The following is a 303-nucleotide window of genomic DNA, read 5'->3' as shown; positions in this document are numbered from 1 at the left end:
CATCATGGCTCGCGCTAAGCGATATGTTTTATCGGGCGGGGTCGTTCGTGTTCGGTGGTGGTCACGTCGTCTTGCCGTTGCTCGAACGGGAATTTGTGCCGGCGGGCTGGTTGAGTGAAGAAGCGTTCCTCGCTGGGTATGGAGCGGCTCAAGCGGTGCCTGGTCCGTTGTTTACATTTGCTTCATACATAGGTGCTGTCGTCGGAGGATGGCAAGGTGGTCTTCTGGCGATGGTCGCCATCTTTTTACCAGCATTTTTGTTAATCGCAGGAACACTTCCTTTTTGGCAGGAAATGCGTCATT

Annotated in this window: 1 protein-coding gene; it reads left to right on the top strand. The window is 53.5% G+C overall.

Annotation, left to right across the window (positions count from 1 at the left end):
• The coding region (locus G4V62_RS19515; protein ID WP_212508862.1) for a chromate transporter at positions 1-303 on the top strand (303 nt) is incomplete at both ends.

This window comes from Litoribacterium kuwaitense (assembly GCF_011058155.1).
GTDB lineage: Bacteria > Bacillota > Bacilli > Bacillales > DSM-28697 > Litoribacterium > Litoribacterium kuwaitense.
The sequence above is the reverse complement of the archived record's forward strand: the minus strand, read 5'-3'. Positions and strand labels throughout refer to the sequence as shown.